This window comes from Lysinibacillus sp. S1, assembly GCF_044986265.1.
GTDB classification, from domain to species: domain Bacteria; phylum Bacillota; class Bacilli; order Bacillales_A; family Planococcaceae; genus Lysinibacillus; species Lysinibacillus capsici.
In genome coordinates this window covers 2,100,842-2,124,709 of record NZ_CP173154.1, presented here as the reverse complement: position 1 = coordinate 2,124,709, position 23,868 = coordinate 2,100,842, and the positions used below count along the sequence as shown (strand labels likewise).

General features: G+C 38.5%; 25 protein-coding genes and 3 pseudogenes. 24 read left to right on the top strand and 4 right to left on the bottom strand.

Going from position 1 to position 23,868, the window contains the following annotated elements; genetic code table 11:
• Positions 1-28: 28 nt before the first annotated feature.
• The 21 genes and pseudogenes from ACHZEU_RS10760 to ACHZEU_RS10660 all read left to right on the top strand — a co-directional run bounded on the left by ACHZEU_RS10760 (position 29) and on the right by ACHZEU_RS10660 (position 15,835).
• Positions 29-400, top strand: a complete 372-nt coding sequence (locus tag ACHZEU_RS10760; protein ID WP_004269472.1) for an ATP synthase subunit I — start codon at positions 29-31, stop codon at positions 398-400.
• A 36-nt stretch (positions 401-436) separates the two neighbouring features.
• Entirely contained in the window at positions 437-1,147 is a 711-nt protein-coding gene (gene atpB, locus ACHZEU_RS10755; protein ID WP_004269473.1) for a F0F1 ATP synthase subunit A, read from the top strand.
• 63 nt (positions 1,148-1,210) lie between these two features.
• The gene (atpE, locus tag ACHZEU_RS10750) at positions 1,211-1,435 is read left to right on the top strand and encodes a F0F1 ATP synthase subunit C (RefSeq protein ID WP_004269474.1); all 225 of its coding nucleotides are present in this window, start codon (positions 1,211-1,213) and stop codon (positions 1,433-1,435) included.
• A gap of 172 nt (positions 1,436-1,607) precedes the next feature.
• The gene (gene atpF / locus ACHZEU_RS10745; RefSeq protein WP_404804492.1) at positions 1,608-2,132 is read left to right on the top strand and encodes a F0F1 ATP synthase subunit B; all 525 of its coding nucleotides are present in this window, start codon (positions 1,608-1,610) and stop codon (positions 2,130-2,132) included.
• Complete coding sequence (locus ACHZEU_RS10740) at positions 2,129-2,665, top strand: F0F1 ATP synthase subunit delta (protein WP_404804491.1); 537 nt, start codon at positions 2,129-2,131, stop codon at positions 2,663-2,665. Before atpF ends, ACHZEU_RS10740 begins: the two co-directional genes overlap by 4 nt.
• A 28-nt stretch (positions 2,666-2,693) precedes the next feature.
• A complete protein-coding gene (gene atpA / locus ACHZEU_RS10735; RefSeq protein ID WP_404804490.1) occupies positions 2,694-4,202 on the top strand; it encodes a F0F1 ATP synthase subunit alpha in 1,509 nt (502 codons plus the stop codon).
• Positions 4,203-4,249: 47 nt separating this feature from the next.
• On the top strand, positions 4,250-5,107 hold the full coding sequence (atpG, locus tag ACHZEU_RS10730; protein ID WP_404804489.1) for an ATP synthase F1 subunit gamma: 858 nt from the start codon (positions 4,250-4,252) through the stop codon (positions 5,105-5,107).
• A gap of 51 nt (positions 5,108-5,158) precedes the next feature.
• Positions 5,159-6,574, top strand: coding sequence for a F0F1 ATP synthase subunit beta (gene atpD, locus ACHZEU_RS10725; RefSeq protein WP_004269479.1), 1,416 nt, complete (start codon positions 5,159-5,161; stop codon positions 6,572-6,574).
• Positions 6,575-6,598: 24 nt separating this feature from the next.
• Complete coding sequence (locus ACHZEU_RS10720; protein WP_004269480.1) at positions 6,599-7,006, top strand: F0F1 ATP synthase subunit epsilon; 408 nt, start codon at positions 6,599-6,601, stop codon at positions 7,004-7,006.
• Positions 7,007-7,087: 81 nt separating this feature from the next.
• Positions 7,088-7,327: a DUF1146 family protein gene (locus ACHZEU_RS10715; protein WP_004269481.1), complete on the top strand. Its 240-nt coding sequence runs from the start codon at positions 7,088-7,090 to the stop codon at positions 7,325-7,327.
• 463 nt (positions 7,328-7,790) lie between these two features.
• A pseudogene (murA, locus tag ACHZEU_RS10710) lies at positions 7,791-9,101 on the top strand (UDP-N-acetylglucosamine 1-carboxyvinyltransferase).
• A gap of 81 nt (positions 9,102-9,182) precedes the next feature.
• On the top strand, positions 9,183-10,121 hold the full coding sequence (spoIID, locus tag ACHZEU_RS10705; protein WP_404804488.1) for a stage II sporulation protein D: 939 nt from the start codon (positions 9,183-9,185) through the stop codon (positions 10,119-10,121).
• Positions 10,122-10,158: 37 nt separating this feature from the next.
• Positions 10,159-10,836: a M23 family metallopeptidase gene (locus ACHZEU_RS10700; RefSeq protein WP_048395635.1), complete on the top strand. Its 678-nt coding sequence runs from the start codon at positions 10,159-10,161 to the stop codon at positions 10,834-10,836.
• A gap of 156 nt (positions 10,837-10,992) precedes the next feature.
• A complete protein-coding gene (locus ACHZEU_RS10695) occupies positions 10,993-11,253 on the top strand; it encodes a sporulation transcriptional regulator SpoIIID (RefSeq protein WP_404804487.1) in 261 nt (86 codons plus the stop codon).
• Positions 11,254-11,462: 209 nt separating this feature from the next.
• Positions 11,463-12,458, top strand: a pseudogene (locus tag ACHZEU_RS10690) (rod shape-determining protein).
• A 21-nt stretch (positions 12,459-12,479) separates the two neighbouring features.
• Positions 12,480-13,313 carry a flagellar hook-basal body protein gene (locus ACHZEU_RS10685; protein ID WP_048395637.1) on the top strand — a complete coding sequence of 278 codons (834 nt, stop codon included), beginning with the start codon at positions 12,480-12,482 and terminating at the stop codon, positions 13,311-13,313.
• Positions 13,314-13,337: 24 nt separating this feature from the next.
• Positions 13,338-14,177 (top strand): flagellar hook-basal body protein, encoded by an 840-nt coding sequence (locus tag ACHZEU_RS10680; protein ID WP_404804486.1) that lies wholly within the window; start codon positions 13,338-13,340, stop codon positions 14,175-14,177.
• A gap of 47 nt (positions 14,178-14,224) precedes the next feature.
• Positions 14,225-14,515, top strand: coding sequence for a DNA-directed RNA polymerase subunit beta (locus ACHZEU_RS10675; protein WP_048395639.1), 291 nt, complete (start codon positions 14,225-14,227; stop codon positions 14,513-14,515).
• Positions 14,516-14,571: 56 nt separating this feature from the next.
• Positions 14,572-15,015: a 3-hydroxyacyl-ACP dehydratase FabZ gene (gene fabZ / locus ACHZEU_RS10670; protein ID WP_016991806.1), complete on the top strand. Its 444-nt coding sequence runs from the start codon at positions 14,572-14,574 to the stop codon at positions 15,013-15,015.
• Between the two features lie 147 nt (positions 15,016-15,162).
• Complete coding sequence (locus ACHZEU_RS10665) at positions 15,163-15,546, top strand: hypothetical protein (protein WP_404804485.1); 384 nt, start codon at positions 15,163-15,165, stop codon at positions 15,544-15,546.
• Positions 15,547-15,655: 109 nt separating this feature from the next.
• The gene (locus ACHZEU_RS10660) at positions 15,656-15,835 is read left to right on the top strand and encodes a hypothetical protein (RefSeq protein ID WP_404804483.1); all 180 of its coding nucleotides are present in this window, start codon (positions 15,656-15,658) and stop codon (positions 15,833-15,835) included.
• A gap of 78 nt (positions 15,836-15,913) precedes the next feature.
• On the opposite strand, the gene ACHZEU_RS10655 is transcribed toward ACHZEU_RS10660, so the two are convergent.
• Together ACHZEU_RS10655 and ACHZEU_RS10650 are read right to left on the bottom strand one after the other, a co-directional pair.
• Positions 15,914-16,084, bottom strand: a complete 171-nt coding sequence (locus tag ACHZEU_RS10655; protein ID WP_404804482.1) for a hypothetical protein — start codon at positions 16,082-16,084, stop codon at positions 15,914-15,916.
• A gap of 382 nt (positions 16,085-16,466) precedes the next feature.
• On the bottom strand, positions 16,467-16,892 hold the full coding sequence (locus tag ACHZEU_RS10650; RefSeq protein WP_048395644.1) for a YwpF family protein: 426 nt from the start codon (positions 16,890-16,892) through the stop codon (positions 16,467-16,469).
• A gap of 297 nt (positions 16,893-17,189) precedes the next feature.
• Between ACHZEU_RS10650 and ACHZEU_RS10645 the strand changes: the two are divergent.
• A pseudogene (locus tag ACHZEU_RS10645) lies at positions 17,190-17,588 on the top strand (single-stranded DNA-binding protein).
• Between the two features lie 245 nt (positions 17,589-17,833).
• Here ACHZEU_RS10645 and ACHZEU_RS10640 read toward each other — a convergent pair.
• On the bottom strand, positions 17,834-20,596 hold the full coding sequence (locus tag ACHZEU_RS10640; protein ID WP_404804481.1) for a DEAD/DEAH box helicase: 2,763 nt from the start codon (positions 20,594-20,596) through the stop codon (positions 17,834-17,836).
• Positions 20,593-22,167, bottom strand: coding sequence for a hypothetical protein (locus ACHZEU_RS10635; protein ID WP_404804480.1), 1,575 nt, complete (start codon positions 22,165-22,167; stop codon positions 20,593-20,595). The genes ACHZEU_RS10640 and ACHZEU_RS10635 overlap by 4 nt, the downstream gene beginning before the upstream one ends.
• Positions 22,168-22,371: 204 nt before the next feature.
• On the opposite strand from ACHZEU_RS10635, the gene ACHZEU_RS10630 reads away from it, so the two are divergent.
• The gene (locus tag ACHZEU_RS10630) at positions 22,372-22,848 is read left to right on the top strand and encodes an IDEAL domain-containing protein (RefSeq protein WP_004269498.1); all 477 of its coding nucleotides are present in this window, start codon (positions 22,372-22,374) and stop codon (positions 22,846-22,848) included.
• Between the two features lie 172 nt (positions 22,849-23,020).
• Positions 23,021-23,851 carry a flagellin gene (locus ACHZEU_RS10625; RefSeq protein ID WP_048395652.1) on the top strand — a complete coding sequence of 277 codons (831 nt, stop codon included), beginning with the start codon at positions 23,021-23,023 and terminating at the stop codon, positions 23,849-23,851.
• Positions 23,852-23,868: the final 17 nt, after the last annotated feature.

Below are 23,868 nucleotides of genomic sequence, written 5' to 3'. Positions count from 1 at the left end.
GAAAAAATGATTCAGGAGATTACAACCAATGCTAGATTTGCATCACATTTTTGCTGTGCAGAAGAGGGCGTTATTTTTTTTGCTTGCACTCTGCGCATTAGGCTGGGGATTTACCCCCTATCAAACTGTTTTTGCGGGCATCGCAGTCGGTGCATTCTTTGGTACGTATAATTTTTGGATTTTAGTTCGGCGTATGGAGAAGTTTGACAGATCCATTAGTGAAGGGAAGAAAATAGGCTCACTTGGTACAGCGCTTCGCTTTGGATCAGGTGTTGCGGCAGTCGCAATAGCCATTTCGTTGCCAAACTATTTTCACTTAATTAGCACGGTTATAGGGCTAATGATTCCGTACGTTTTTCTCTTTGTCGAGAGAATTGTGTCACATGTAAGGAACCGCTAATGTGCTTTAAATTAGAAAGAGAGGTGAAAAATAACAATGAATCATGAAGCTCCGTTACTAGAAGTCGGTTTTTTAACATTTAACTTATCGACAGTTATGATGTTACTAGTTGCAGCAATTATCGTATTTTTAATTGCCTTTATTTCAACTAGAAGCCTAAAGTTAAAACCTACTGGTATGCAAAACTTTATGGAATGGATTATGGATTTCGTTAAGAATATCATTAAAAGCAACATGGATTGGAAAACTGGTGGTCGATTCCACGTTCTAGGTATCACACTAATTATGTTTATCGCAGTATCTAACTTACTAGGTCTTCCTTTCTCAATTGTCTATGGGCATGAGCTATGGTGGAAATCACCAACAGCTGACCCTACAGTAACRATGACATTAGCAGCAATGATATTAGTCTTAACGCATTTCTATGGTGTAAAAATGAAGGGTACAGGTCATTATGTTGGTACATTCTTCAAACCAATGTCATTCATGTTCCCACTTAAAATAGTAGAAGAATTTGCAAACACATTAACATTAGGTTTACGTCTTTACGGTAACATTTACGCGGGTGAGATTTTACTTGGCTTACTTGCAGGTTTAGCATCATCAGGTGCTGTGGGATTCATCGGGGCAATCGTTCCTATGATGGCATGGCAAGGTTTCTCAATTTTCATCGGCTTTATCCAAGCCTTTATCTTCACAATGTTAACAATGGTTTACATGGCTCATAAAGTGAGCGATGACCATTAATATAAAGCATATACCCTATGCTTGAACAACAAAAACAAACAATTCCAAGGAGGAAATTTTCAAATGACAGGTTCATTAGGTTTATTAGCAGCAGCAATCGCAATCGGTTTAGGTGCACTTGGTGCAGGTATTGGTAACGGTCTTATTGTATCAAAAACAGTAGAAGGTATCGCTCGTCAACCAGAAGCTCGTGGCGTTCTTCAAACTACAATGTTCATCGGGGTTGCATTAGTTGAGGCCCTACCGATCATCGCAGTAGTAGTAGCATTCATCGTAATGAACAAATAATTCAGTTGAACACTGAATTTTACTAGTGGCGAAGCAGGATTCTCCAGATGAAACTTCGCCCTTCATTTTGGAACTGATAAAAGCTATGTGTAAATATAGCTTTTTAAAATAGGTAGTTTTTTAGTCATTAAATTATGTTGAAGTTAAAGCTCTTGAAGGGAGTGAAACAATCGTGTTTTTAGATAATCTTGTACTAGGTGCAGGCGGTGCTTCAGGTTATAATAGTGGAGATATCATCGCAACATTAGTTATTTTCATCGTATTAATGTTACTACTTAAGAAATTCGCTTGGGGTCCACTTATGGGCATTATGCAACAACGTGAAGAATTAGTAGCGAGTGAAATCGAAGCAGCTGAAAAAGCGCGCAAAGAATCGCACCAATTTTTAGAAGAACAAAAGAGCCTTCTTAAGGAAGCTCGTACAGAAGCACAATCGATTGTTGAAGGCGCTAAGAAGCAAGGCGAATTACAAAAAGAAGAAATTCTTACTGTAGCTCGTAATGAAGCAAATCGCTTAAAAGAATCGGCTTTACGTGAAATTGAGTCTGAAAAAGAAAAAGCTATTGCAGCTGTACGTGATGAAGTCGTTTCATTATCTGTACTTGCAGCATCTAAAGTCCTTAGCAAAGAGATTTCTGAGGCAGACAACCGTGCTCTAATTGAAGAGACGATTGCGAAGGCAGGGGAAGCTCGATGAGTAATTCAACTGTAGCAAAACGTTACGCTCAAGCGCTTTTTGAATTGGCGCAACAAAAAAATATTCTTACTGAAGTAGGAGCAGACTTAAGTGAACTAACAAAAGTAGTAAAAGAATCGCCTGATTTTTTAACGCTTTTAAATGCACCTAAGTTCTCCGTTGAACGAAAAAAACAAATGGTAGCTGATATCTTTAATGGTGCAACACCAGAAGTTTTACACACTGTTCAACTTCTAGTTGAGAAAAAACGTGTCAACGAGATGACACAAATTGCTAAGGCATATGCTGAACTTGCTGCGCAAGCACAAGGCACTGCAGATGCAACAGTATTTTCAACACGTGCACTTTCTGCAGAAGAAAGCGCTAATATTTCAGCAGCGTTCGCGAAACTTGTTGGAAAACAATCATTAAATATTACAAACGAAGTTGATCCATCTTTACTTGGTGGTATTCGTGTTCAAATCGGTAACCATATTTATGATAKCTCAGTAGCTAATAAACTTGAGCGTCTAAAACGTGAATTAATCRGTTAATAATTTAGAAATGTGAGAGGTGACATACATGGGCATCAAGGCTGAAGAAATCAGCAGTCTGATTAAACAACAGATTGAGAATTATGAATCTGAACTTAAAGTAAGCGAAGTTGGTACAGTTATCCGTATTGGTGACGGTATTGCTCTTGCTCATGGCCTCGACAACGCCATGGCTGGAGAACTACTAGAGTTCTCTAATGGTGTTATGGGTATGGCTCAAAACCTAGAAGAAGGTAACGTTGGTATCGTAATCTTAGGTCCATACACTGACATCAAAGAAGGCGATGAAGTTCGTCGTACAGGTCGTATCATGGAAGTACCAGTTGGTGAAGAACTAATTGGTCGTGTTGTAAACCCACTTGGACAACCAGTGGATGGACAAGGTCCTATCAACACTACAAAATCTCGTCCTATCGAAAGTCCAGCTTTCGGTGTAATGGCTCGTAAATCAGTACACGAACCACTACAAACTGGTATTAAAGCGATTGACGCATYASTACCAAYCGGTCSTRGTCAACGYSAKTWAATCATSRSTRACCGTCAAACYKGWARAACATCTGTAGCTATCGATACAATTCTTAACCAAAATGACCAAAATATGATTTGTATCTACGTAGCAATCGGTCAAAAAGAATCTACTGTACGTGGTGTTGTAGAAACTCTTCGTAAACATGGCGCTKTAGATTACACAATCGTTGTGACAACTTCTGCTTCTCAACCAGCTCCATTATTATTCTTAGCACCATTTGCTGGTGTATCTATGGCTGAAGAATTCATGTTACAAGGTAAACACGTATTAATCGTGTATGATGATCTTTCTAAACAAGCATCAGCTTACCGTGAACTTTCACTTCTTCTTCGCCGTCCTCCAGGTCGTGAAGCATATCCTGGTGACGTTTTCTACTTACACAGCCGCTTACTTGAACGTGCTGCGAAGTTAAATGAAACATATCAAAATGGTTCAATTACAGCTCTTCCATTCGTTGAGACTCAAGCTGGGGATATCTCTGCATACATCCCAACTAACGTAATCTCAATCACTGATGGACAAATCTTCTTACAATCTGACTTATTCAACTCAGGTGTACGTCCAGCGATTAACGCCGGKCTTTCTGTATCACGTGTAGGTGGATCTGCTCAAATTAAAGCGATGAAAAAGGTTGCGGGTACWSTTCGTCWTGACTTAGCTGCATTCCGTGAGCTTGAAWCAYTTGCTCAATTTGGTTCAGATTTAGATAAAGTAACACTTGCTAAACTTGAGCGTGGTAAACGTACGGTTGAAGTTCTTAAACAAGACCTTAACAAACCACTAAAAGTTGAAAAACAAGTTGCAATCCTTTACGCATTAACTAAAGGTCATTTAGATGATATTCCAGTACAAGATATCGTTCGCTTCGAATCAGAATTCTTAAGCTGGTTAGATTCAAACCACACAAACGTTTTAGATCATGTTCGTACTACTAAAGAGCTTGCTCCTGATGCGGATTATGAAGCAGCAATCAATGCATKCAAAAAAACTTTCGCTAAATCAGAATAAGTCTTAGCTAGTCACTTGATTAAAAAACAGAAGGTGGTGAAATACCAGTGGTAAACTTACGCGAAATTAAAGGTCGTATTACTTCAACAAAGAGTACGAAGCAAATTACAAAAGCAATGCAGATGGTTTCTTCTTCTAAGTTACGTCGTGCAGAGCAAAATGCTAAAGCTTACGTTCCTTACATGGAAAAAATTCAGGACGTAGTAGGCGCGATCGCTTCAGGGACAAAAGACAGCGGACATCCAATGTTAACTGCTCGTCCTGTTAAGAAAACGGCTTACTTAGTCATTGGTTCTGACCGTGGTCTTGCAGGTGCTTACAATTCAAGTATCCTACGTCAAGTACAACGTACGATTAACGAGCGTCATAAATCAAAAGACGAATACGTTATTWTAGMAGTAGGTCGTGTTRKKCGTGACTACTTTGTGAAACGTGATCATAATGTCATCAGTAATGTTGTCGGTCTACCTGACCAACCAACATTTGCTGATATTAAAGAAATCGCTCGTAATGCTGTTGGTATGTTCATTGATGGTACGTATGACGAACTTTATATGTACTATAWTCACTTTGTCAGCGCTATTGCTAGCGAAGTGACAGAGAAAWAACTTCTTCSATTAAYAGATATTGCCCYTGCAAGCGGTACTGMTTCTTATGAATTCGAGCCATCTGGTGAAGCAATTCTAGAAGTGTTACTTCCACAATATGCGGAAAGCTTAGTTTATGGCGCATTATTAGATGGAAAAGCAAGTGAACATGCTTCTCGTATGACGGCTATGAAAAATGCAACAGATAATGCAACTGATCTTATCTCAGACCTTTCTTTGCAATATAACCGTGCACGTCAAGCGGCGATTACACAAGAAATTACAGAAATCGTTGGTGGAGCTGCAGCCTTAGAATAGGCAAGCAGCTTCCCAATGTCGTATAAGAATACGATAGGAGGGTACACAGTAATGAATAAAGGACATGTTATTCAAGTAATGGGTCCAGTTGTTGACGTTAAATTCGACAATGGCCAATTACCAGCAATCTATAACGCTTTAACAGTTAAGATTGAACGTCCTAATGAAGAACCAACAATTCTTGCATTAGAAGTTGCGCTTCATTTAGGTGATGATTCTGTTCGTACAATTGCGATGTCATCTACTGATGGCTTACAACGTGGAGCAGAAGTAACAGACTTAGGAAAAGCTATCTCAGTACCAGTGGGTGAAGTTACACTAGGTCGTGTATTCAACGTACTTGGAGAAGTAATTGACTTAGGTGAAGAGATTCCAGCAGACGCACGTCGTGATTCAATTCACCGTGAAGCACCAACTTTCGAGAATCTTTCAACTACAGTTGAAATTCTTGAAACAGGTATCAAAGTAGTAGACTTACTTGCACCATATATCAAAGGTGGTAAAATCGGTCTATTCGGTGGTGCCGGTGTAGGTAAAACTGTATTAATCCAAGAATTAATCAACAATATCGCACAAGAGCACTCTGGTATCTCTGTATTCGCTGGTGTAGGTGAGCGTACTCGTGAAGGGAACGACTTATTCTTCGAAATGAGCGATTCAGGCGTTATCAAGCAAACAGCGATGGTATTCGGTCAAATGAACGAGCCACCTGGCGCACGTATGCGTGTTGCTTTAACTGGTCTTACAATGGCGGAATACTTCCGTGATGAGCAAGGTCAAGACGTACTTTTATTCATCGACAATATCTTCCGTTTCACACAAGCAGGTTCTGAGGTTTCTGCCCTATTAGGTCGTATGCCTTCTGCGGTAGGTTACCAACCAACACTTGCAACTGAAATGGGTAAACTACAAGAGCGTATCACATCTACGAACAAAGGATCTGTAACTTCTATTCAAGCGATTTATGTACCAGCCGATGACTATACTGACCCGGCTCCAGCTACAACTTTCGCCCACTTAGATGCAACAACTAACCTTGAGCGTAAATTATCTGAAATGGGTATCTACCCTGCGGTTGACCCATTAGCTTCGACTTCTCGTGCATTATCACCTGAAATCGTAGGCGCTGAGCACTACGCAATTGCTACTGGTGTACAACGTACAATCCAACGTTACCGTGAATTACAAGATATCATTGCAATCTTAGGTATGGATGAGTTATCTGATGAAGATAAACAAACAGTAGAACGTGCTCGTCGTATTCAATTCTTCTTATCACAAAACTTCCACGTAGCGGAACAATTCACTGGTCAAAAAGGTTCTTATGTACCTGTAAAAGAAACTGTTCGTTCATTCAAGGAAATCCTTGATGGCAAATGGGATCACCTACCAGAAGATGCTTTCCGTCTAGTTGGTTCAATTGATGAAGTAGTTGAAAAAGCGAAAAGCATGGGCGTAGAGGTTTAATACTAGGGACGAGGAGGAAAAAATATGAAGACAGTTCTAGTCAATATTGTCACTCCCGACGGCCCAGTATACGATTCTGAAGTATCAATGGTAATCGCTAAAACAACTTCAGGAGAAATCGGTGTTCTTGCAGGCCATATTCCAATGGTTGCTCCACTTGCAATTGGTGCAGTGAAGCTTAAAAAAGAAAACGGTTCGACTGATATTGTTGCAGTAAGCGGTGGTTTCATTGAAGTTCGTCCAGAAAAAATCTCAATTTTAGCGCCGTCTGCTGAAATTGCTGAAAGCATCGATGTTCAACGTGCTAAAGAAGCCGTTAAACGTGCTGAAGGACGTCTTCAAAGTAAACAAGACAACATTGATTTCAAACGTGCTGACCTAGCATTAAAACGTGCGTTGAATCGTATCAACGTTCATGAGGGTAATATCTAATTCATTTTTAACGGGCAGATATCGCATCTGCCCGTTTTTTAAGGTGAATAAACATATTGAAGGAGAAATGGAGGATGCTACATGGAAATATATGAAGCGATCGGACAAGAAGCTTTATTGGGTATTTTGTCTCACCTATTTTTTATTGCTATTACTTTTTACGCATTACAAGCTTTTATGATCGAAAAACTATTTAAAAAGAATCGAGTTTTTCAAATTCAGCTCATTTATATTTTACTTAGTATTGCGATAGGCTCAGCAGTATCTAATTTCTTTCTTCAAATATCTAGCTGGTCAGGTAAACTTCCTTATTTATTTTAAAGAATTCGTTGCTTTCTTTCATAAATTTATAGGTCTACATACTTCAAAGGACTTTATAATACCATTTGTGTGGCCCTTTGAACTATGTAAAAAGACGCTAATACATTAAATTCTTATGAATTTTACGCTATTAGCTACCAAGATACCCATTGATAAATGTACGATAATAGGGCCTGCCACTTAATTTTTTATAGAAAAAAGTGAAAAGTTGTTTTTTATTCATATATCTTTGGGTATGTATTAGAAGCGAACGGGTTATTGGTCATTCACAAAAAAAATTTAGCAGCGTACAATAAATAAATAGCAAAAAATCTAATAATGGCTTAAAATAGTGATTTGGACGCTTGAACGAGCGTTAGAAAAGTTGTACTATAGAGTTGTTTGTTTACTGATTATGACATTATACTTCTTTATTAAAATAAAAATTTGGTAGGTTAATAGATTGAATTCGGAGGGACATAGGGTGGATAAAATAATAGTGACTGGCGGCCAAAAACTACAGGGAAAAGTACGTGTAGAGGGCGCAAAAAATGCAGTGTTACCAATCCTTGCAGCAGCTTTACTTGCTTCAAAAGGAGAAAATGTAATTAAAGAAGTCCCTAATTTAGCAGACGTCTTTACAATAAATGAAGTACTTAAAAGTTTAAACGCAGCAGTTACATATATACCTGAAGATAATGCCGTATATATAGATGCAACAAAAGAACTTTCAAGTGAAGCTCAATTTGAATTTGTTAGTAAAATGCGTGCATCTATTTTAGTAATGGGATCTCTACTTGCTCGTAATGGTTATGCTCGTGTAGCACTTCCTGGAGGCTGTGCAATTGGATCACGTCCAATTGAATTACACTTAAAAGGCTTTGAAGCAATGGGTGCAAAAATTTCATTTGGCCATGGCTATGTTGAGGCGAAGACAGAGGGTCGCTTAAAAGGGGCTAATGTGTATTTGGATTTCCCAAGTGTTGGGGCAACTGAAAATATCATGACAGCTGCATCTTTAGCTGAAGGGACAACTGTAATTGAAAATGCAGBGAAAGAGCCTGAAATCGTGGATCTTGCAAACTTTATTAATAGTATGGGTGGCCGTGTAATCGGTGCGGGGACAAATACAATTCGTATCGAAGGAGTCGATACATTATATGGAGTAGAGCATCATATTATTCCTGACCGTATTGAAGCTGGTACATTTATGGTGGCAGCAGCTATTACGAGAGGAGATGTGGTGATTGAAAACGCAGTTCCTGAGCATATGACTGCTTTAATAGCTAAAATGCGTGAGATGGGCGTAGAAATTACTGAGTTGGATGAAGGAATCCGTGTACGAGTTCCTAAAACACTAAAAGCAGTTGATATCAAAACAATGCCACATCCTGGTTTCCCAACAGATATGCAATCACAAATGATGGCGTTAATGCTTACTGCTGAAGGTACGAGTATTATTACAGAAACGGTATTCGAAAATCGTTTTATGCATGTTGAGGAATTCCGTCGCATGAATGCTGGTGCTAAAATAGTCCGACGTTCAGNGNNGNNNNAGGGGCCTGTGGATCTTCAGGGAGCTGAGGTAATGGCAACGGATTTACGAGCTGCGGCTGCATTAATTTTAGCAGGTCTTGTATCAGAAGGAATGACACGTGTCACAAAACTTCATCATTTAGATCGTGGTTATGTTGATTTCCATGGAAAATTAGCATCTCTTGGTGCTAATATTGAACGTATTACAGAAGAAGTAGTGACAATTGAAGATGTAACAGTTGAATTGCCTACAAACTAAATAGATTTTAAAACCCTTTGCTTTTTATGCAGAGGGTTTTTGTTTTCTCATAACTACAAGAAATCTAGCATATTATTCCTTATGAAAAAATGGATGATTAGTATAGGTGTCATTTGCTTAGGTGGGGCATTATATATGCTTCCTATAGTAGGGTTTAGTGAAAGACAAGAGGCTATCATACCTCAAACTAGTGATAAGAATGCTTGTGAAATATTTATAGAAGTGGAGGGGCAAGAAGAAAAAATCCCTTTGGAAACGTATATTACAGGGGTAGTCGCTGCAGAAATGCCCGTTTCTTTTAAAAAAGAGGCACTGAAGGCACAAGCTATTGCAGCACGCACATATGCGTTGAAAACGACAAATTACGGAAAAATTGCGATCGCCCCAACTGTGGCAAAACAAGTCTTCTATGATGAAGAACAAAGAAAGGCGAATTGGGCTAGCAATTTCCTGGGAAATGAAAAGAAAATTGTCGAAGCTATCAATGAAACACAAGGACAAGTTATTCTTTATAATAATGAATTGATTACAGCMATGTTTCATTCAACAAGCAATGGTAAAACAGAAAGTGCTTATGGATATGGTGGAAATGATATTCCATATTTGCAAAGTGTTGCAAGTATATCTGATCAAACATCTCCTAAGTTTGAGGCTGAGCAAGAATGGACTTTAGCTCAATGGAATAAGCTCTGGCCTATACAATGGCAACCTAGTGATTTTAATCGTATCCAGTTATTTTATAATGATTCTGGACGAGTAGAACGTTTACAGCTAGGGAATAACGTCTGGACAGGGAGAGAGGTAAGAACGCTCCTTGGTATACCATCAACTGATTTCACAATCATCTTTAATGCCAATAAAAGAAAAGTTCAAGTGAAAACTCAAGGTTATGGGCATGGAGTGGGCATGAGTCAATATGGAGCTGAGGCAATGGCAAATGAAGGAAAAACAGCTGCCGAAATTTTACACTATTATTATCAAGATATTGAAATAAAAAAAATAGATGCATGTTTAAAATAACTTCTAGTTGTTCACACTGCAACTAGAGGTGATGAAAATGAGAGAGGATAAAAATAACAAAGCTTCTCAAAACCAAGATCCAAATCAAAAGGAAAATGGCCAATTACAAAAGAAACCGTGGTTTTGGCCAGTAGTTTACACAGGTGGTGCACTTGTTCTAGCAGGATTGTTATTTGGTTACAATAGTCTCGTATCAAAAGTAGAAGAGGCTCCTTTACCAGATTTAGCTGAAGTAGATCCAGGTCCTGTAGTGGAAACTAATGCACGAACTGAAAACATGAAGTATCCATTCAAAGAAGAGAATTTTAGTAAAGTACAAGTCTTACAAGAATTTTACGAGTTAGAGGCAAATGAAGAGTCTCGTGAAAATGCACTAATGGTATTTAATCAAACATTTACTACATCTTCAGGAATCTCTATTGCTATGAATGGTGAAGAGTTTGAAGTACTAGCTGCTATGAGTGGTAAAGTACTAGAGGTAAAACTAGACGCATTTACAGGCAATAAGATCGTGATCGAGCATCCAAATGGTATGCAGACACATTATAGCTCTGTGAAGGATATCGCTGTTAAAGAAGGCGATGAGGTTACACAAGGTCAAGCATTAGGAAAAGCGACTGACAACGAGTGGAATCAAGCTGCTGGCGTCCACATGCATTTCGAAATTCTTGAAAACGGAAAATATATCAATCCGAAAAAATTACTAGCTTTTTAATGAGAAAAGCTAGTAACGCATAAAAAGTCAGCATTKTATCAAGAAAATGCAAAACGTGTTCTGAATAGCTTTGTCCTCACATAAGGTGAAGAAATGCGCAAATGTGCATCTGATTGCCAAAGCATTTTGTGAAATTGTGTGGAAAGGACGAAGAACGTGCATGAGCACATTCGGAAGCGCTGCATACGCCTCGGTGAATTACTGATTGAGACGCGTGAGACTGTGCGTGTCCTCGCGAAAATGACTGGTTATTCAAAAAGTACGGTGCACAAGGATTTAACAGAGCGATTACCAACAATTCATGAAGGATTAGCTGMCCAAGTGAAAGAAATACTCGCCTACCATAAGGCCGTACGTCATATTCGCGGAGGAGAAGCAACGAAAAACAAGTGGAAAGAAAGAGCGAGTCAAGAATGATTCGTTCTTTTTTGTTGTGTTGGACAAGCATAAGTGATGATTTTCTAAGAATAGTAATTCTATATTATAGCCGTTCACTGCCTAAAAAGAAAACAGTCTTATTCACTAAATTTAGGTGAAATTACCAATAGAATATGATAAAATATTCTAGAKAAAGARATAAAATKAACGTTATGTAGTTGGAACTGGCGGGAAGGAGAAATTATAAAATGTTTTCGAAAGATATTGGCATTGACTTAGGGACTGCGAACGTATTAATCCACGTTAAGGGGAAAGGGATCGTCCTCAATGAWCSMYMYRWYRKRKSGWTCRWTRARRASACAAATAAAGTATTAGCGGTTGGGGAAGAAGCCCGCCAAATGGTAGGGAGAACGCCAGGTAATATCACAGCTATTCGTCCACTAAGAGACGGAGTCATTGCAGATTTTGATGTGACAGAGGCGATGTTAAGACATTTCATCAATAAATTAAACGTAAAAGGATTTTTGGCGAAGCCACGCATATTAATTTGTTGTCCAACGAATATTACAAGTGTTGAACAAAAGGCAATTCGTGAAGCTGCTGAAAAATCCGGTGGTAAAAAAGTATATTTAGAGGAAGAGCCAAAAGTTGCAGCAATAGGTGCTGGAATGGATATTTTCCAACCAAGTGGAAATATGGTAGTCGATATCGGGGGCGGAACGACAGATATCGCAGTTCTATCAATGGGTGATATCGTAACAAGTGAATCCATTAAAGTAGCAGGCGATGTGTTTGATAACGATATTTTGCAATATATTAAAAAAGAATATAAATTGCTGATTGGAGAACGTACTGCAGAGGCAATCAAAATGACAATTGGTACAGTTTTCAAAGGTAGTCGCAATGATACAATGGATATTCGTGGCCGTGATATGGTAACAGGTTTACCACGTACAATTACAATTGTGTCTGAAGAAATTGAACGTGCTCTACATGAGTCAGTAGCCATGATTGTCCAGTCAGCTAAAAATGTCTTAGAAAAAACACCACCTGAACTATCAGCCGATATCATTGATCGTGGAGTGATTATAACTGGTGGTGGTGCATTGTTACATGGAATGGACCAGCTATTAATAGAAGAGTTGAAGGTACCTGTTTTCATTGCAGAGAGACCTATGGATTGTGTAGCCATTGGTACAGGTATCATGCTTGAAAATATTGATCGTGTGCCAGCATCCTTATAAAAATAAAATGAGGTGATTTCTTTGTTTAAAGGATTTTATACAGTTGCAACAGGTATGATCACGCAACAAAGAAGAACAGAATTACTTACCAATAATTTATCAAATGCGAATACACCAGGATTTAAGGCAGATCAATCTACGATTCGCTCATTTCCAGATATGCTAATGTCTAGCATTGGAAAAACAAATGCTCCTGCTCACCAACAAGCCGGCGCTGAATATATGAGTCAAGTAGGAGCTTTAAATACAGGGACATATTTACAAGAAACATTGCCAAATTACATACAAGGCCAAATCTATAACACTGATTTTACAACAGATATGGCATTGATTAATGGAAACTTACCACAAAATGAAGATGGTGTGACGGGTTCAATTTTCTTCCGACTAGAGCATCCTGCTGGTGGTGAGGCTTACACACGTAATGGTAATTTCACGTTAGATGGGCAAGGCTATTTAGTTAATGGTCAAGGATTATATGTACTAAATGATGCTGGGCAACGTATCCAGCTACCAAATGATGATTTCCGATTAGATGAAAGTGGCGCTATCTTTGTAAATAATCAACAAGTAACTCGTGTTGGTGTATCATTTGCTGCTAACCCGAACATGCTACAAAAACAAGATAATGGCCTTATTCGTACAGAAAATGGTGAGAACTTGCCAACAGCTTATGGAGCGAATGGTGTTTCCTTTACACTACGTCAAAACTTTTTAGAAGGGTCAAACGTAGATTCTGGTCGCACAATGACAGATTTAATGACTGCCTACCGTGCATTTGAAGCAAATCAAAAAGTATTACAAGCTTATGATCGTAGCATGGARAAGGCTGTGAATGAAATCGGAAAAATTTAATGGGCGAACAGGAGGCTTTTATCAATGCTACGTACAATGATTACAGCTACAAACACAATGGGGCAATTACAAAACAAACTGGATACCATTAGTAATAACATTGCTAACAGTAATACAACAGGCTATAAAACAAAGGAAGCATCCTTTAATGAATTACTTTATCAGCAATTTAATAATGATAAGCAGGATCGTGCAGAACGACAAACACCTGTTGGTATTCGCTATGGATCAGGCGCAATGATTGGACAAATTAAATCCAATGAAAAGCAAGGTTCATTACAAACAACTAATCGTGATTTAGACTTAGCTTTCACAAAAGCGAAACAATATTTCAATATTTTGATGCCAGATGGTGAAAATGGAACTGAAACAGTGTATACTCGACAAGGTGACTTTTATTTATCTCCATTGAATAATGGAACAGTTATGCTTGTAACAGCAGAGGGTTATCCAGTAGCTAACGCTGCAGGACAAGCTATTACATTACCAGACACGGTTCAAAAGTTTGCTGTTCGAGATGGTGGCGTATTAGAAGCATCTTATCCAAATGGGGATATTATTCGTACGGATTTAGCTGTAACAGAATTCCAAAAACCGCAATTAATGGAGCATGTTGCCGGTTCTTATATGGGATTACCTAATAATTTAGCTGAACTTGGCTATACGCAGGCAGAAGTTTTGACAGAGCTTGTGGGAGCCAACCGTCAGCAAATTGGCATGCAAAGTGGTACACTAGAAATGTCCAATGTTAACCTCTCGAAAGAAATGACAGAACTCATTCAAAHACAACGTTCTTATCAATTCAACGCAAGAGCKGTGACATTAGCAGATCAAATGCTAGGACTTATTAATGGCATTCGATAGGAAGTTATCCAAAAACGCATAGTAAGGAATGAAGAGGAGTACAATCTATGACAAACGATTCACGTCGACGTTCTGTGCCGACACAAGAAACCGATACGCAACCGCAACCAAGAAAGAAAGAACGCCGCTCGACTGGAGAGCAACGCGAGGTTCGATGGGTGCAAATCCGACTGATTCCGATTTGGTTACGCATTGTAATTGTTCTCATTTTAGTCGTTGTTGCCGCAGCATTAGGCGCAATGTTTGGCTTTAGCGTTATTGGAGAAGGCAATGCTATGGATATTTTTAAACGAGAAACATGGCAGCATATATTTGATATTATGAATGGTAAAGAATAACATTATTMTTTACCTTACTTTGTGTATACATACTTTATTTTTGAGGGGGAAATGACATGTTAACTGCAGAACAAATTCAAGCAATTTTACCACACCGCTATCCTTTTTTATTCGTCGATCGCATCATTGAATTAGAAGAAGGGAAGCGTGCAGTAGGATTAAAAAACGTTTCAATTAACGAAGATTTTTTTAATGGGCACTTCCCAGGTTATCCAGTTATGCCAGGTGTGTTAATTGTGGAAGCTTTAGCTCAAGTAGGTGGAGTGGCTTTATTAAATGCTGAAGAATTTAAGGGTCGTTTAGCGTTTTTAACGGGTGTTGATAATTGTCGTTTCAAGCGTCAAGTCGTACCTGGCGACCAACTTAAATTGGAAGTAGAATTTGTAAAACTTCGTGGCGCAATGGGTAAAGGTCATGGTGTAGCAACTGTAGATGGAGAACTTGTATGTGAAGCCGATATTCTATTTGCAATTGGGCCTGAACAGCCTAAACAAGCTTAATTTGCATTTGTAGACCAAAAGATATAAAATAGATAAAGTCAAGTCAAAAATTGATTAGTAGGTTCTTAAATTGCGATGGTAAATAAGCGATTGTGAATTGAAATAGATGTAATTTTTAGGTTTTACAAACGTAGGAGGATTATTAAGATGTATAAGGAATTGTCTTCAGGTATTAAAATTAGCATTACTCGTTCGATTTCAACATCTTTTGAAACATACTTAGCAAGTATTGGTTGGGATGAAGAGCGCTTTTCCATGGAARACTTCATTGCAAACTGGCAGWCTTATKTTCAGGAGAAKGCCGCGTGGATCGAAAAAATCCCTGCTGATACATTGATGAGCGCACAGTTTCATGAAGAAATGGCACAAAAAATCGATGAGGTTATTGCCAAAATTTTAAATGAAGAACCAACAGCACAGCAAGTCGAAACAATCGAGGCATTGCAAAAAGAGCTAGGCACAAACTATAGCTACGACTGTAAAGCAGAGGCAGCATATATTGAACAGTTATTAAAAGAAAAACAAAAATAGTTTGTACAAAAATCGGATAGTTCCCTCCTTTCTCGGGCAATCTATGTAGGATCACAAATACAGTAGATGTATTTGATGACATAGTACCCAAGAAAGGAGGTTTTTTACTATGTGGAAAATGTCATTTTTAACCATCATTCTTGCAACTGCATTCCTTGGAGGTTGTAACTGGGGAAATAATGCAGTAGAAGATCACCCTGTTCGAGAAGTCGAGAATGACGTACGTCGAGGAGTCGACGATGTCGAGGACGCATTAGATCCGAATAATCGTGACGATGCATACGATTGATCTAATGTAAATGGGAATGGTGTAGATCGAGGTACTGTTAACGATAATACAACATTACCTGAAGCAACAACACCTGGTTCAAATGCCGATATCAACAGCACAAACGGCTATGACAACACACCAAATGCAAACGGTGTAAATGGTGTTGAACGTAATGACAACATGAACGGTAACAATAATAATGATGTTGTCGACGATAAAGTAAACAACACTGAAAAATACCGTGATGKTATGAATAACCGATAACATAAAAAGAGTGTTTCCTCTGCGGAAAACACTCTTTTTTCAATTTAGAGGAAAGCAAAGCGAATACCGGTGGAAGCAGAGTAAGTACCCGCGAAAACAGAGTGAATACCTGCAAGCTAAGCAAAACTCCCATCAAAAAAATTCTTCATATGCTCCAGTATATTTTCTGTAAACACGATTCTTATAGGTACCGGTATATGGAAACTGAAACTTCCGGAGCAATCGAGTAGCTACATCGTTGGAATTAATTTAAAAAAACGCTATAACTGTTTTAAAGGCTTCTTCCTTATAGCAACCACCAAATGAAACCCTCCTTTTTCAAATTGTATTGTACAAAAAAATTACTGCTTGTCCAATAAAAAAAACGATGCAAAAATTCGCATCGTCAGTCATTTTTTAATTTTGGTCGCTTTTTCATATCTTGTGTAAAGCGATCCAGTAAATCCTCTAAAGAAACACCCTCAGCAAGTAGCTCGGAAAGTAATTGTTCTGCATATTTTGATCGTTTAATTTTAAGCGTACCTTTTAATAGGACTGAAACATGATTACCGATTTCTTCAACAGTATGTACGATCACCTGAAAAGGAGCGGGTTCATTATCTGGGAATGAAATAACTGCACGTACATTGAAGACTGTAGCATTCGCTAAGAGCTCATCAAAGGTTGAGCGATATTGTTTTTCCATAAACAATTCAAGTACCCAAGATTGATGGCTATTTTCCTGATTAATAATGATGCCATCGATTAAAGGGAATGGTTGCACGCCATCTTTCGTGACAAGGTCAAAGGAAAGCATTTTAAAGGTTTTCAATATGTATATTCCTCCTAAGTCTGTCATTCTTTTAGTATAACACATGAGACAGTTGTTGTTTGTGATGCGCACCTGTGACGGTTTTTCAAAAACTGCGAGATTGCAGATTTCATGGAATAGCATTTGCCATTACARCCTAAAGCATTCAGCTAGAAAATTAATAAAAAATAGAAAAATAAAAATGCCGATTTACCCAATTTATGCACAAAAACTGAAGGAAATTAACAATATTGATTTTTGCGAATACCGGAATCATTTTGTAAGATGAGAGCAATCAAAAGCAAAGGAGGTGAATGAATGAATCAAGTCGGATTGGTTGGANNNKTNNNNMAADNCCSNGTGTTACGTTACTTATCTGGAAATCGTATGCAGACCCATTTCTCACTAGCCATTAATCGTAATTTTAAAAACAATCAAGGGGAAGTAGATACAGATTTTGTTTTCTGTACAGCTTGGGGAAGGCTTGCAGAGAATATCGTTAAATATTGTGGAAAAGGTTCATTAATCGGTGCCACTGGCCGTATTCAAACAAGGTCATTTGTAAATGAGGAAAGCACAAAGATTTTTATGACAGAGATAGTGGTTGAGGATGTTAGATTTTATCAACTTAAACAAAGAGATAGTGACGAAGCAGTTACTGTACCGGCACAGCCACCGAATGAACAGGAACACTTAAAGGATTTTGTTTTACCTTAGCAAGTATAGTTTACATACGGGGCAAGAGTACTTTCATTGTCTGATCCGCCATTCTCCTTATATTTCTTGCACCGTAACAAACAGAAAGGAATGATGTGTAACACTAATAATAAACATTGCTGAAGACCGCACAGCAATGGAATTTTCAAACAACTAAATACGAAWNAKGAAGTAAGTAGGGAAAAGAAGTAGCAAGTTCCWCTMAAAGAGCGCCAAGAACTATTTGCTCTTGGCGCATCTCATTATTATATATCTAATGTTATTAAATCGCGGAGTTCTTGATCTTCTAACTCGGTCAACCACTGGCTTGATTGAATAAGCTCTTCGGATAATGCAGATTTCTGCACCAGCATCTTATCAATTTTTTCCTCGATCGTGCCAATTGTCACAAATTTATGGACCTGCACAAATTGTGTCTGTCCGATGCGATATGCTCGATCTGTTGCTTGGTTTTCAACAGCAGGATTCCACCAGCGATCTGCATGTAAAACATGATTAGCTGCTGTTAAATTAAGTCCTGTTCCACCAGCTTTCAAAGAAAGGATAAATATAGGGAAATCTCCTGCCTGGAAAGCCTCTACTAAGCGGTCTCGCTGCTGCTTAGGCATGGCACCAGTTAAAAACGGTGCATCTACATTATATATTTCACTAAAGCAATGTTGTAGCAATTGTCCCATTCCAATATATTGTGTAAAGATGAGACATTGCTCGCMATTGTCCACAATCTCAGCTGCCATTTGTACAATGCGCTCTAGCTTAGTCGAACGTGCAAGCATTGTTTCGGCATCCTCGAAAGGTTCCTTTAAATATAAGGCAGGATGATTACATAGTTGCTTTAATTTACTGAGCATCTTTAAGACGCGACCCTTTTTTTGAAAGCCTGTTAACTGCTCCAACTGATCAAGCGTCTCTAAAATATAGCCCTCATAGAGTGAAGCTTGCTHTDTTGTTAATGGACAATATTCATTCGATTCTAGCTTATCTGGTAAGTTAAGCTGTAAATGTGGATCTCGCTTTGTACGACGCAATAAGAATGGCTGAATTTTAGCTCGAAGCTTCTGCTTATGCGACTCTGATTCGTCTCGTTCAATAGGCAAAATAAATTCTTCATTGAAGCGACCAAAACTACCTAGATAGCCCTTATGAATGAAATCAAAAATAGCCCATAACTCAGATAAACGATTTTCTACAGGTGTCCCAGTAAGAGCTATGTGATGGTCACCTAGCAATTTACGAATGGCTTTCGATTGTAATGTTTGCATATTTTTTATGTTTTGTGCTTCATCAAGTACTACCGTTGCCCATTCGATATCCTGTAAAAATTCAGTATCCTGTGACACAGTACCATAGGTTGATAAAATGACATGTGGCTTTTCTGCTGTCACTAGCTGTTTAAACTCTTCATCCTTTGCTCGATTTGCTTGATAATGTGTATGCACAATCAGGGACGGGGCAAATCGAGCAAGTTCTTTTTGCCAGTTCCCAAGTACTGAAGTGGGACAAATAATGATGGATGGCTTTGTGTAAGTTGATGACTCATAAATATGAAGCAAATAGGTAATCAATTGAACCGTTTTTCCAAGTCCCATATCATCAGCTAGACATGCACCGAAACCTTGTTGGCGCATAAAGACTAACCATTCAAAGCCTTCTAATTGATAAGGGCGTAATTCGGTTTGTAGGGACAATGGAATCGAGACGGCAGGTAAGCCTTTCTTCTCCAAAAGTTGCTCCATGTATGCTTTTAATGATTGTTGTATTTCCAATGCAAAGATTGGATCATCTCTCAGTGCATCATCTGCATCTTCTTCCTCAAGAGGTGCAGACAGGTCTTCTGGTAACTCCCTAAATAATAATTCTCGAACAGTCCAACTTTCATCTTCTGCCTGTTGCATCAATTCACGCATTTCTTGCATCCAATTGGCATCTACTCGGAACCATTCAGTACCAATACGAATAAATTCACGTTTCTCATCCACAAGTTTTTTAAACTGCTCAGCTGAAATCGTTTGTCCGTTCATAGAAAACTGCCATTTAAACGTTAAAATATCATCTAAACCTGCTACCTTCCTTGTGGAAACATTACTAGTTGTAACACGTACTCGGATTTTGGATTGTTTTAAATCCTTTAGCCATGCTGGCAGTACAACATCAAAACCAAGTGCCTGCAATCTAGCAAGATCCTCCCGTAAAAAAGAGCGAACTTCTAAATCTTCCAGTGTCACACGAATAAAGATATCACTATTGATCGTATCGATGGATAGAAGTTCTACAATTTGCTGTTGTTGCTGTGTAATTTCAGTCGCAAACATTCGCCACTTTGTAGGTAGTGTCTCTTCAATAGGTAAGGATTGTTTACGAATAGCAGGTGTCCAGTAGTTTTTCGTTGTAGCAGTGCTTAGCACCGTTTCTAATAACCATACATCGGCATCTTCTTCTKGCTCACTTAACCGTAAAGAAACGGAAACAGCTCCAGCTTGACGAGCTTGATCCAATGGCCAGCCTCCACGTAGGAAAAAGGGTAATAACTTTGGTAAATCAGCTAGTATTAGCCCAACCTGTGAAAGCTTCTGCTGTACAGCTGTTTCCAATAATGCTGAATCTATATGATCAATAGGGAAAGTTAATGATGAAAAATCATCTGCAATCACAGCATGTGACCAAAGTGCTGGCTCTTGCCAGTATGCTTGTAATGCGTAAACTTTTTTTAACCATTCTATACTTTCTTCATTTGCACCACTCCAATTGATGAAAGGGTGCTGGAAGCTTGTTGAAAAAATATCGAGTAACTCAGCTGTAGAAACTTCAATTGTAAAATCAGCTCGATTTGTTAATAATCCATAAACGTTTGCCTCATAAGTAAAGAATAGCGAAGAAATTAATGTATCAACATCGATTGTTGTACCATTTGCAGTAAAACCCTGCAACGTAAAATATCCTTCCCGAGCTACTTCAATACGGAGCTGTTGTGTTTTGGAAAAAGGGGAAGGAGCATTTATTGTCATCATACTAAGTTTCCTTTCTCAATTTCTTCTTGTAACGCACGTAGTCGTTTATATTCTGCACGAATGGTTTGCATATATGTTTCAAAATAAGCTGCTTTACCAGCTCGCTTTGCAGCGCTACGCATACTTTTCCAAATACGCACAGCCTGTTTATAATTTAAGCGTGATTTTTGCGTAATTTCAGCCATTGCATAGACATGATATAAAGGTAAAACAGTTGCAGGTTCAACCTGTAATACATCCTTTAATCCACACATTTCTAAGTAAGAGAGGGATGATGGGTTTAGTTGATGCAAAGCTGCCCATTCCCGATAGCGACCTTTTTTAATTAAAAAACTTGAGAACGGCTGTAGTCCATACACACCAAAGGCACTATACAGCGTTGCTTCCTCTTCCTCCGAAAGCTGAATCTCGTCAAATAAAAGTTGGAATTGCCTTACSTATTGGGCACGCTGAACGACTGGAACGACCTCCTGTAGAAACACTTCAGTCAAAGGTAAAATTGCTCGTAAAATGACTGCTAATGAATTGGACTCTCCAGCACGTTGTGCAAAAGTAGCTAGTTCAAACAAATCCTGCATTTGTGGTAAATCAACCTGTGCCAACTTTTCAAGCAGTAAATCCTCTTTCTGTAATAGCACATAAAATAATAATTTTAGTGATTGTAGAGAAATTTCTGCTGAAGAGTGAACAAGATTATTTACGAATGCCAAGTCCTGGGCTCGGAGATGCTGTTCATAGGAAACTAGTGCCCATAGTAGCATATATAGACGAAGGCKATTGGCAAAAAGTCCTTGTCTTTCTAATAAAAATTCTCTTACTAGCTCTTGGATGGCATCATAAAATGGATCTGTTGCAAATAGTCGTGATCGATTAGAAAGCTCTGTAAGAATGCTCTCAAAAGATTGCGTGCTTTGTTCGATAAAATATATCATATAAGGTGAATCTAACGAATGTCCAGGTGTTTCATTTAAATGTAGCCATATCGAATTAAAAATGGCTAGCTCCATATAGAGCTTATAAAGAGGTTGCCATTCACGCTCAACGGGTATATGTMGACGAMGACGCTCMAAAGCATCGRTTCTTACAGCGGAAAGCCCATAGCCTTCTAGTATGCGCCCAGGTGGTAATAATCGTTTCATCACCTCATCCACCATCATCGACCAGCTTTGCGGGCTGCGTTCATCTGCTAAAGATTTTAATTGAACAGATTTTTGTGCACGCCAAGCACTCGACCAATTTTGAACCGAATCAAAATATTGGTAGAGAGCGAGTAAAGCACCTATTTGATGTCGACACCATTTTGCTTGAGGACAGCTACAATGTAGCTCTTCCTTTGAAAAATCAATTTCAACAGAAGCGGGTCTGACATCTTGAACACTTGCATATAATATAGAACTTGCTCCATTAAATCGTTCAAAAACAATGGACTTATTCCTTACTGAAAAGACAGCACGGCGCACTAGTTCCTCATCTTCGGTAGAGGAAGGATGTAACCCTTGTTCAGCTTCTTTTAATTTAGTCAGCACAAATGCTTGATGTTCCTTAGCTAATTGCGATATAGACAATGCCATAACCTCACTCCTTTCATCATGTATGGCTATAGTTAACATTGTTAATTGTAAAAAGGAAAAAAAGACTGTCCTTCCATTATACGATTAAAATGCAGTAATGATAAGCTGAATGATCAGAAAGAAAAAAATGAGGTAAAGATAGTTAACAAGGCTTTTGATTTGTGTTAAAATCTGAATAATCAGATAACTAGGGAGGGATGAAGGATGATGCAAGTTCAATACATGAAGCCGTTTTACACAAAAGTTACTGGAGATAAATTACGTCTCGTATTTGCTTATCAATATTTCTCTATTTTAAAAGAGAATGAGATTTTCCATTTCATTCCCATAGAAGGTAAAGAGATGATCATCAACATGAAGACACAGCAGATTGAAAATTTATCTGAGGTTTTTGTTTTCCAAAAAGGAAATCGCTTTATTCGGTTACCACTTTATCAACTATTGCTTATTACTAATGTTCATGAGCATCTAGCACCAATACTTGAAAGCGCTACACCAAAGCAACAAATTCCGATGGTTTCTACTGTGACGGTTGGTGAAATCGATCAGCTTATTGCAGAGTTAGAGGAGAAAAATTTGGATCATTTGATTGATCAGGCATTACTAGAGAATGATAAAGAACTCTTTTTCGAATTGCTACAGCAAAAGAGCCATCAACTTGGGGGTTTCAAAATTGAATAGATGGAATGTCCAGTAAGCACCTACTTATCATAAATGACAAGCAGGTGCTTTTATTATGTAGTTAATCAACTATAAAATGTTAAAAACACATAAAAAATTAGAAACCATTTCCAGTATTAAGGTCAATAGATGAGATGTTGGACCGATATAAAAACAAGAAGGTGGTGAAATCATGCTTGGTAAGTGGTCAGCAACAGGGATGGCAATCCTGAATAATATGAATCGTCATTATGGGGCGATGAGTAAAGCCATGCTACGAATTTCTTCCGGATATCGAATTAATAGTGCAGCAGACGATCCAGCTGGACTGGCGATTTCTGAAAAAATGCGTGCTCAAATTCGTGGCTTGAATATGGCAGCTAAGAATATACAGGATGGTATTTCGCTTGTGCAGACGGCAGAGGGGGCACTGAATGAGACACATGCCATGATTCAGCGTATGCGTGAGCTAGCAGTGGAGGCAGCCAATGATACATTAACAGATGATGATCGTAAAAAATTAGATTTGGAATTTCAAGAATTAAAAAAGGAAATCCAGCGCACATCAACCGATACAGAATTTAATACAAAGACATTACTTAATGGGGATTATGAAACAAATGGCATCAAGATTCAAGCAGGCGCCAATGCAGGACAGAGTATAGAATTATTTATCAATGGGATGGGGTCCGAGGCACTTGGGTTGAAGGATACTTCTATTGCTACTCGTGAGGAAGCGGAAAAAGCCATGTCTTCGATGGATGAAGCCTTAAAACGTGTTTCCAATGAGCGCTCACGTCTTGGTGCCTATCAGAACCGCTTGGAACATGCCTATAATGCTAATGTGAACACGGCAGAGAATTTACAAGCAGCAGAGTCTCGTATTCGAGATGCAGATATCGCAAAAGAGATGATGAATATGGTGAAGGCGCAAATTTTAATGCAAGCAGGTCAATATGTTTTAGCGATGCATATGCAACAGGCCCAGTCCATTTTAAAATTATTAGAAGTAGGAAAAAAATGATGAATTTCAATTAACAT